Here is an 8847-nt window from a genome sequence, read left to right as displayed (position 1 = left end):
AGCCGTCCGGCGTCGCGTTCGCCGCCTGCACGAAAAGGCGAGAGAGGCGCTCCGGATGGCGGATCGCGATGTCGAGGCCGATGATGCCGCCGTCGCTCCAGCCGACCAGCGCGACCTGCGAAATGTGCAGCTGGTCGAGAAGCGCGAGGTAGTCGTCCGCCATCAGGTCGTAGGTGATGACGTCTTCGGTGCTGGTGGAGCGTCCCTGTCCGCGACTGTCCGCGACGATGACGCTGTGGTGCTCCGAAAGGGTCGCGAGTTGGGCGCGCCAGACGCGGCTGTCTGACAGGCCGCCGTGAATCATCAGGATCGGCGGCCCTTCTCCATAGACGCGGAAGAAGAGGTTGATGCCGTTGACCTCGGCAAAGCCGGTCTGAAGCGGAATAGGTTCGTCGAAGCCGCGGCTGCGCGGTTCGTCCGCCGGAAAGGCGGAGAGCGTGAGGACGGCGAGAACTGCCGAAAGAATGGGACGCCGCATGACGAACCGCTCGCTGGGCCGCCTTGGTGAGGTTACCGGCTGCCTTCAGATCAAGCTAGCGCCGTCCTGTGGCTGTCTCAAGGATTCGTGAAGGTTTTTCGACGGCCCTCAGTCCGCCATGGCGGAATCGTGCTCCTCGGTGAACTCGAGCCATTCCGCCTCGCACCGTTCCAGCGTCTTTTCGGCCGAAGACTTCTGGCGGCCGAGATCGGCAGCTTTGGTGGGATCGCGGGTGTAGAGCGCGGGATCGGCCAGCTTCTCGTCGAGGTCCTTGATCGTCGCCTGAAGCCGCGACATCTGAACTTCGAGATTGGTGATCTTCTTTTTCAACGGCTTCAGCGCCTCGCGCTTCTCCGCCGCAAGACGCCGCTGATCCACCTTCGAGACGACGGGAGCCGGTGCTTCCTCGATCGCCTCGCCCTGGTTGCCGCCGCCCGAACGCGCACCGGAGAGGATCAGCTTCTTATAGTCGTCGAGATCGCCGTCGTAGCGCTTGACGGTGCCGTCGCCGACGATCCACAGCCGGTCCATCGTCGCCTCGACCATGTGGCGGTCGTGGCTGATGAGGATGACGGCGCCGGGGAAGTCGTTCAAGGCGTGGACGAGGCTCTCGCGTGCCTCGATATCGAGATGGTTCGTCGGTTCGTCGAGGATCAGGAGGTTCGGCGCGTCGATCGTGGCAAGGCCCATCAGGAGGCGCGCCTTCTCGCCGCCGGACAAGCTGTCGGCCACCGTGTCCATCTTCTGGGTCGGCAAGCCCATCTGCGCGACGCGTGCGCGCACCTTGGCTTCCGGCGCATCCGGCATAAACCGCCGCACGTGCTGCACGGCGGTCTCGTTCGGGCGCAGGTCGTCGATCTGGTGCTGCGCGAACATCGCGATCTTGAGGCCCGGCGCGCGCGTGACCGTGCCACGCTGGGCGGTAAGCCTCTCGGCGATGAGCTTGGCGAAGGTCGACTTGCCGTTGCCGTTGGCGCCGAGCAGCGCAATTCGGTCGTCCGCATCGATGCGGATGTCGAGGCCGCGCAGGATCGAGCGCTCGGCGCTGTAGCCGACCGAGACGCCTTCCATGCGGATGATCGGCGAGGCGAGGATCTTCTCCGGCTTCGGAAAGACGAACGGCGTGACGTGCTCCTCGACGATCGCCTGCAGCGGCTTCATCCGCTCCAGCGCCTTCAATCGGGACTGCGCCTGCCGGGCCTTCGACGCCTTGGCGCGGAAGCGCTCGACGAACGCCTCCATGTGCTTGCGGGCGGCGTCCTGCTTGGCGATCGCCTTGCCGAGGAGTTCCAGCTTTTCTGCGCGCTGCCGCTCGAAGCTGTCGTAGTCACCGCGATAGAAGACGAGCTTCTTCTGGTCGAGATGGATGATCGCGTTGACCGCGTTGTTCAGAACGTCGCGATCGTGGCTAATGATGAGGACGGTGTAGGGGTAGCGCGAGACGAAGTTCTCGAGCCAGAGCGTGCCTTCGAGGTCGAGATAGTTTGTCGGCTCGTCGAGTAGCAGAAGGTCGGGCCGTGAGAACAGGACGGCCGCCAGCGCCACGCGCATTCGCCAGCCGCCGGAGAACGACGAGACCGGACGCGCCTGCGCGACCGCATCGAAGCCAAGGCCGTCGAGGATCGCCGCCGCCCGCGCTTCGGCGGAATGGCTCTCGATGTCGGCGAGGCGAAGGTGCACTTCGGAAATCCGCTGCGGGTCGGTGGCGGTTTCCGCTTCCTCGAGCAGCGCGACGCGCTCGAGGTCGGCCGCCAGCACCACCTCCAACAGCGAGTGTTCGGTGCCGGGCGCCTCCTGCGCGACCTGCCCGATCCGCGTGTTGCGGGGGATCGAGACGCCGCCGCTCTCGGACGCGAGATCGCCGGTGATGACGCGGAAAAGCGTCGACTTGCCCGCCCCGTTGCGGCCGACGAGACCGGCCTTCGTTCCGGCGGGGATCGAAAGGTTCGCGTGATCGATCAGGAGGCGCCCCGCGACGCGGGCGGACAGGTCGGTGATCTGAAGCATGGCGGGCTTTTGCCATGTTTGCCGCAGGGGCGAAAGGCCGACGGTTATGCTCTCAGCCGCGACCCGTGTCCCGGAGGAACGCGACCAGATCCATCGAGGGTCCGGGGAGGCCGAACCCCGTGATGACCGCGCTCGCCTGACCGCGATGATGGGTCTGGTGATTGAAGACATGCAGCAGCGTTGGCCCGAGACGGGCATCGATAATGCCCGGTTGCGTCAGGGGCGAGTAGCGGATGGTCGTCGCAAGATCGCTTTCGGACAGCGAGCCGACATAGGAGGCTAAACGCGCGTCTTCCGCCTCGCGCGCCGCGCGCAGCGCGTCGACATCCATGTAAAGGATCGCGTCGAGCCGGTCCGGCGCCGATCCTTCTCCGGTGAAACGTCTCAGCCAGATCCGGTCGGCAGACAGGATGTGGTTGAGCGTGCCGAGAAGGGAGCGGAAGAAGACGCCGCGATCCTCGGCGAATTGCGCGGGCGTAAGGTCGCTCGCGCTCTCGAAAAGCCGTCGATTGGCCCATTCGTTGTAGGCCGCGAGGGTGACGAACTGTTCCTGATACAAGACAATGCTTCAGCTTTCGGGAGAATCGATCGTGTCCATATTGCTCTACGACCTCGTCGGCAGCGACCCCTCGCGCCCGTTCTCGCCGCACTGCTGGAAAACCCGCATGGCTCTTGCGCACAAAGGGCTGGCGTTCGACGCCCTGCCCACGCGCTTCACCGAAGTCGCCGAGGTCGAGGGCGGCGGCGGACGGACGGTGCCCGTGATCCGCGACGGGGACACGGTGGTGCAGGACAGTTTCGCGATCGCCGAATATCTCGATGACACCTATCCTGATCGGCCGCCGCTCTTCGAGGGCCAGAGCGGTCGGGCGCTCGCGCGATTCGTTGAAAGCTGGAGCCAGCGCACCCTGCATCCCGCCATCGTGCGCGCGACGATCCTCGATATCCACGCCGCGCAGGACGACGAGAATAAGGCCTTCTTCCGTGCCAAGCGCGAGAAGGCCTTCGGCAAGCCGCTGGAGGAGGTGCAGGACGGGCGGACCGAGGAAAAGCGGATCGCGGCTTCGAAGTCGCTGGAGCCGCTGCGTGCCACGCTTCGCATCCAGCCGTTCCTGGCAGGCGAGCGTCCGATGTTCGCGGATTACATCGTCTTTGGTGGGTTCCAATGGCTGCGGGTGCTCTCCACGTTCCAGCTGCTCGACGACGGGGACCCGATCGCGGATTGGTTCGAGCGCTGTCTCGACCTGCATGGCGGGCTCGGCCGGCAGGTGCCTGCCGCCGCATGAGCGCGACCCTGCCTTGCCGCCGGGCGGGGGCACGGCTATAGAGCGCGCCATCTTCAGCCCTTTGACCCAAGGATAACGGCCAATGGCGATCGAACGCACCTTTTCCATGATCAAGCCCGATGCGACGCGTCGCAACCTGACCGGCGCGATCACTAAGATGCTGGAAGAGGGTGGCCTGCGCGTCGTCGCTTCCAAGCGCGTCTGGATGAGCCGCCGCGAGGCGGAGGGCTTCTACGCGGTCCACAAGGAGCGCCCGTTCTTCGGCGAGCTGGTCGAGTCGATGTCGGCCGGCCCGACGATCGTCCAGGTGCTCGAGGGCGAGAACGCCATCTCGCGCAACCGCGAGCTGATGGGCGCGACCAACCCGGCGCAGGCCGCCGAGGGCACGATCCGTAAGGCGCACGCTCTCTCGATCGGCGAGAACTCGGTGCACGGTTCGGACGCTCCCGAGACCGCCAAGGAAGAGATCGCCTACTGGTTCTCCGAGACCGAAATCGTCGGCTGAACTAACGATAAGAAGAATTAAGAGAGGGCGGCGGATCGTAAGGTCCGCCGCCCTTTTTGTTGCCGGCTCGCATCAGGTTTGAAGGCGCGAGTTCCCTCGCGCACAGAATGACTTGCGATCGATTGTGACGTGTCGATGAATGAAGGGAGGCGCCCGCAGGCGGTACGATTCACGACATCCGGCATGGCAGCCATCGGTCGGCCATCCGCCGACGTTTGCCACAGAAGGAGAGACGGTGAATGGCGGTCATCGCCATCGGAAGTGTTCGTAGCGGTGGAACCTCGACGCTTGCCCTGACGCTCGCCAGCGCGATCGCCGACGCGGGCGGATCGGTTCTTCTCATCGACGCCGCGCGAAACCCGGACCTTGTCCGCTGGTCTCGCCGCCCGGGGTGCCCCGACCTCATCTCCGTGGCTCGACCGACCAACGACGAGGGCCTGCGGGAGCTGACACATCTCGGTCGTAGTGAGGGGCGCACCGTCGTGATCGACGCCGGGTTCAAGCGCGATCGCCTTCGGGCTGCCTTCGAAATCGCGCGGATGTCGCTGATCCCGGTTCGATTCTCTCCGCTGTCCGTCGCGGCGGCAGTCGAGACGGATCGCCTGATCGACGGCATCAACCGTCGCCGCTCCGGCGGGCGAGCCTTCGTCGCGACGGCCATCACCCGGATTTCCAGTCGCATCGCGCGCGCGGTGGAAAAGGAGCTTTGCGAAAGCCGCACGGTCCGGCTCCCTGCCGGGCTATCCCTGCGAGCCGCCTTCGAGGCTCCGTTCCTCGTCGGCGGCACCGTGCATAGCTTGAACAATAACGACGCGCCGGGGCTCGACCGTGCCCGCGCGGAGGCCGAGAGCCTTCTCTTCGAACTCGATCTCTACGGTCTGCGGCGCCCGGCCTGTCCGCTCGCGGCGCCATCGCTCGTGGCGAACGTGGACGAGATGCCCGACGAGCGAACCGCGACCGTCGCTTCGGCCTGACCGCTACAGGCGGTGCCAACGATCCGCAGCGGCGTCGTCGGTGTCCTTCGCCTCGACCCAGCCTCCGGCCGTGCCGTCGACGAGATGCTCGCGCTTCCAGAACGGAGCCTTCGACTTCATGTAGTCCATGAGGAAGGAGGCCGCCTCGAAGGCGGCGTGCCGGTGCTCCGATGCGCAGGCGACGAAGACGATCTCCTCGCCGGGCGCAATCATCCCGTAACGATGTACGCAGCGGACGCCGAGCAGCGACCAGCGCCGGGCCGCCTCGTCGGCGATCTCGCGGATCGCCCGTTCCGCCATGCCGGGATAGTGTTCGATCTCGAGCGCCGACAGTCGTCCGCCCTCGTCGCGGCAGTAGCCTGCGAAGGTCACGACCGCTCCGGCGCGGCCGCCCGGCGCTGCGCGGCGCACCTCGTCGCCGAGGTCGATCCTGTCGGGCGTGACGGCGATGCTGACGTCGCTCACGTCAGCCGCCCGTCATCGGCGGGAAGATCGCGATCTCCGTGCAATTGCCGATCGGTTGGGAGTGGGGCACGTGCTCCTGATCGATCGCCACGCGCACCATCTGGGGTGCCTGCAGAGCAGCATCGTAGTTGTCGCCGCGCCCCTTCAGCCAGTGCAGGAGATCCTGCACGGTGACCACGCCGGCGGGCAGGACGACCTCTTCCTCGTCCACACCGATGCGCTCGCGAACCCAGGCGAAATAAACGAGCTTCATGCCATGCCTCCCGATCTGCCGGCGGCTTTTCGCCGCCGTTACACGTCGATATGGCGCAGACCGGCCCGGAAGTAATCGTAGCCCGTATAAAGCGTGATGATCGCCGCGATCCACAGTAGCACGATGCCGGCCTGGGTCACGTGGGCGACGATTTGGTCGCCGGCCGGGCCGGCGAGGAGGAACGAGATCGCCACCATCTGCGTCGCCGTCTTCCACTTGGCGAGGCGCGTGACGGGAACCGAGACCTTGAGTTCGGCAAGATACTCGCGAAGGCCCGAGACCAGGATCTCGCGGCAGAGGATCACGATCGCCGCCCAGATGGTCCAGCCCGCGATCGTGCCGTCGGCGGCCAGGAGGAGGAGGGCAGCTGCCACGAGCAGCTTGTCGGCGATCGGATCGAGCATCCGCCCGATCGTGGACGTCTGCTGCCAGGCGCGCGCGAGATAGCCGTCGAGCCAGTCCGTCACGCTGGCGGCGACGAAGAGACCGAGCGCCGACCAGCGCGCGGCGTCCGAACCATGCAGGCGGCCTTCCACGAAAAAGCACAGCACCACGAGTGGAACGGCGGCGATCCGGGCGTAGGTCAGGATATTGGGAAGACTGTACGCCTGGGATGCCATGAGTTCGGTCCGTTTGGAGGGACGAGTCGGCCGAGGGTTACGCGCGTTCGATGAAGGCTGTTCAAACGCGGCATGACGCCCCCGTCAACATCGTAAGGGGAAAAAGGACCGGTGAGGGCCCGAGGGCGTTACTGACGCTCGTGGAAATGGTCGTAGATCGTCCGCGCCATCGCCGCCGAAATGCCCTCGACCTTCAGGAGGTCGTCGAAGGCGGCGCGCGACACTGCCTTCGCCGTTCCGAAATGGTGGAGAAGCGCCCGCTTGCGCGAGGGCCCGATGCCGCCGATCTCGTCCAGCGGGTTCTTGGTCAGTTCCTTCTTCCGCTTGGCGCGATGGGTGCCGATGGCGAACCGGTGCGCCTCGTCGCGCAGTCTTTGCAGGAAGTAGAGGACCGGATCGCGCGGGGGCAGCGAGAAGGGCTCGCGGCCCTGAACGATGAACCGCTCGCGGCCGGCGTCGCGGTCGACGCCCTTGGCGACGCCGATCGTCGTCACCTTGTCGGCGATGCCGAGGTCCGACAGGATAGTCCGCACGGCCGAGATTTGGCCCTTGCCGCCGTCGATCAGCACGAGGTCCGGCCAGGCCGGCATGTCCGCCGTATCGACCGGCTCGTCGGGCTCCGCGACTGGGGTGGGCTGCGGCCCGGCATCCCCGTGCTCCTTCAGGAGGCGCGAGAAGCGGCGCGTCATCACCTCGCGCATCATGCCGAAGTCGTCGCCCGGCGTGATGTCGGCGCCGCGAATGTTGAATTTGCGATACTGGTTCTTCGCGAACCCCTGCGGCCCGGCCACGATCATCGCGCCGACGGCATTGGTGCCCATGATGTGGGAGTTGTCGAAGACCTCGATCCGGCGCGGGACCTCGGCGAGTCCGAAGGTTTCCTTCAACCCCGCCAGAAGGCGCGCCTGCGACGAGGTTTCGGCCAGCCGCCGCCCGAGGGCTTCGCGCGCGTTGCTGGTCGCGTGATCGACGAGGTCCTTCTTCTCGCCGCGCTTCGGCACCGCGATCTCGACGCGCCGCTCCGCCTTGGCACCGAGGGCGCCAGACAGAAGTTCACGATCCTCCACGTCGACGGGCAGGAGGATCAACGAAGCGGGCGGCTTGTCGTCATAGAATTGTGCGAGGAAAGCGCCGAGCACCTCGCCGGGTTCGAGCGACGGATCGGCCTTCGGGAAATAGGCGCGGTTGCCCCAGTTCTGGCCGGTGCGGAAGAAGAAGACCTGAATGCAGGTCAGCCCGCCTTCCTGATGGATGGCGAAGACATCCGCTTCCTCGACGCCATGAGGGTTGATCCCCTGATGCGACTGGATGTGCGACAGCGCCGACAGGCGATCGCGATAGACCGCCGCGCGCTCGAAATCGAGGTCGTTCGACGCCTCCTGCATCGCCTTGGCGATCGACTGCTTCACTTGACCCGAGCGACCGGACAGGAAGCCCTTCGCTTCGTCGACGAGCTCGCGATAGCCCTCCACCGAGATCTCGCCGGTGCAGGGCCCGGAGCACCGCTTGATCTGGTAGAGAAGGCACGGGCGGGTGCGCGTCTCGAAGACGCTGTCGGTACAGGTTCGCAGCAAAAAGGCGCGCTGCAGCGAAGCGACCGTGCGGCCGACGGCGCCGCCGGACGCGAAAGGCCCGAAGAAGCTGCCTTTCCGCGAGCGCGCCCCGCGATGCTTGAAAATGGCCGGCGCCTTGTGATCGTCGGTGACGAGAATGTAGGGAAACGACTTGTCGTCCCGCATCAGGACGTTGAAGCGGGGCCGCAGCCGCTTGATGAGGTTGGCTTCAAGAAGGAGCGCTTCCGTCTCCGTCCGCGTCGTGACGAACTCCATGTGCCGCGTCGCGCGAATCATGCGCATGATGCGGTTGTTGTGGCCGGCGAGGCGCGTGTAGCTCGCGACCCGCTTCTTCAGCGATTTCGCCTTGCCGACGTAGAGAACTTCGTTCGCCTCGTCGAACATCCGGTAGACACCCGGACTGTTCGGCAGCCGTTTCTGGAACTCAGAAATCAGCTCGGCGCCGGTCAGCGTCTGGTCGACGTCGCGACCGCCGTCCGCCCATTCGATCGACGCGACCAGCGAGGCGACAGCGCTCGTATCGACGTCAGCCTCCGCCTCGATCGTCTCGTTCGCGAAATCCTCGTCGGTGTCGAAGTCGTCGTCGATCTCGGGTGTCAGTTCGTCAGCCATGTCGTCTTCGCCGGGAAAGCGGGGTTGGATGCCTCGGCCCTGCCGGACGGACCGGCGGCGCCTGCGCCGGAAC

10 protein-coding genes are annotated in these 8847 nt (G+C 65.9%); 3 read left to right on the top strand and 7 right to left on the bottom strand.

What is annotated here, in order from left to right:
* From QZ753_RS05625 to QZ753_RS05615, 3 genes are all read right to left on the bottom strand, one after another.
* The coding region (locus QZ753_RS05625; protein WP_367171494.1) for an alpha/beta fold hydrolase at positions 1 to 478 on the bottom strand (478 nt) is incomplete at its 3' end.
* 108 nt (positions 479 to 586) lie between these two features.
* On the bottom strand, positions 587 to 2485 hold the full coding sequence (locus QZ753_RS05620) for an ABC-F family ATP-binding cassette domain-containing protein (RefSeq protein WP_294641740.1): 1899 nt from the start codon (positions 2483 to 2485) through the stop codon (positions 587 to 589).
* A 52-nt stretch (positions 2486 to 2537) separates the two neighbouring features.
* Positions 2538 to 3044: a DinB family protein gene (locus QZ753_RS05615; RefSeq protein ID WP_294641739.1), complete on the bottom strand. Its 507-nt coding sequence runs from the start codon at positions 3042 to 3044 to the stop codon at positions 2538 to 2540.
* Between the two features lie 31 nt (positions 3045 to 3075).
* Between QZ753_RS05615 and QZ753_RS05610 the strand changes: the two genes are divergently transcribed.
* The 3 genes from QZ753_RS05610 to QZ753_RS05600 all read left to right on the top strand — a co-directional run bounded on the left by QZ753_RS05610 (position 3076) and on the right by QZ753_RS05600 (position 5250).
* Positions 3076 to 3771 (top strand): glutathione S-transferase family protein, encoded by a 696-nt coding sequence (locus QZ753_RS05610; protein WP_294641737.1) that lies wholly within the window; start codon positions 3076 to 3078, stop codon positions 3769 to 3771.
* Positions 3772 to 3853: 82 nt separating this feature from the next.
* Positions 3854 to 4276: a nucleoside-diphosphate kinase gene (ndk, locus tag QZ753_RS05605; RefSeq protein WP_055884259.1), complete on the top strand. Its 423-nt coding sequence runs from the start codon at positions 3854 to 3856 to the stop codon at positions 4274 to 4276.
* A 239-nt stretch (positions 4277 to 4515) separates the two neighbouring features.
* Positions 4516 to 5250, top strand: a complete 735-nt coding sequence (locus QZ753_RS05600; RefSeq protein WP_294641730.1) for a ParA family protein — start codon at positions 4516 to 4518, stop codon at positions 5248 to 5250.
* 3 nt (positions 5251 to 5253) lie between these two features.
* On the opposite strand, the gene QZ753_RS05595 is transcribed toward QZ753_RS05600, so the two are convergent.
* The 4 genes from QZ753_RS05595 to uvrC all read right to left on the bottom strand — a co-directional run bounded on the left by QZ753_RS05595 (position 5254) and on the right by uvrC (position 8774).
* A complete protein-coding gene (locus QZ753_RS05595) occupies positions 5254 to 5679 on the bottom strand; it encodes a molybdenum cofactor biosynthesis protein MoaE (RefSeq protein WP_294641745.1) in 426 nt (141 codons plus the stop codon).
* Positions 5680 to 5716: 37 nt separating this feature from the next.
* On the bottom strand, positions 5717 to 5968 hold the full coding sequence (moaD, locus tag QZ753_RS05590) for a molybdopterin converting factor subunit 1 (RefSeq protein ID WP_294641728.1): 252 nt from the start codon (positions 5966 to 5968) through the stop codon (positions 5717 to 5719).
* A 38-nt stretch (positions 5969 to 6006) separates the two neighbouring features.
* Positions 6007 to 6588: a CDP-diacylglycerol--glycerol-3-phosphate 3-phosphatidyltransferase gene (gene pgsA / locus QZ753_RS05585; RefSeq protein ID WP_055884266.1), complete on the bottom strand. Its 582-nt coding sequence runs from the start codon at positions 6586 to 6588 to the stop codon at positions 6007 to 6009.
* A gap of 128 nt (positions 6589 to 6716) precedes the next feature.
* Complete coding sequence (gene uvrC / locus QZ753_RS05580; RefSeq protein ID WP_294641724.1) at positions 6717 to 8774, bottom strand: excinuclease ABC subunit UvrC; 2058 nt, start codon at positions 8772 to 8774, stop codon at positions 6717 to 6719.
* Positions 8775 to 8847 lie beyond the last annotated feature (73 nt).

Source organism: uncultured Aureimonas sp., assembly GCF_913775355.1.
GTDB lineage: Bacteria > Pseudomonadota > Alphaproteobacteria > Rhizobiales > Rhizobiaceae > Aureimonas.
The sequence above is the reverse complement of the archived record's forward strand: the minus strand, read 5'-3'. Positions and strand labels throughout refer to the sequence as shown.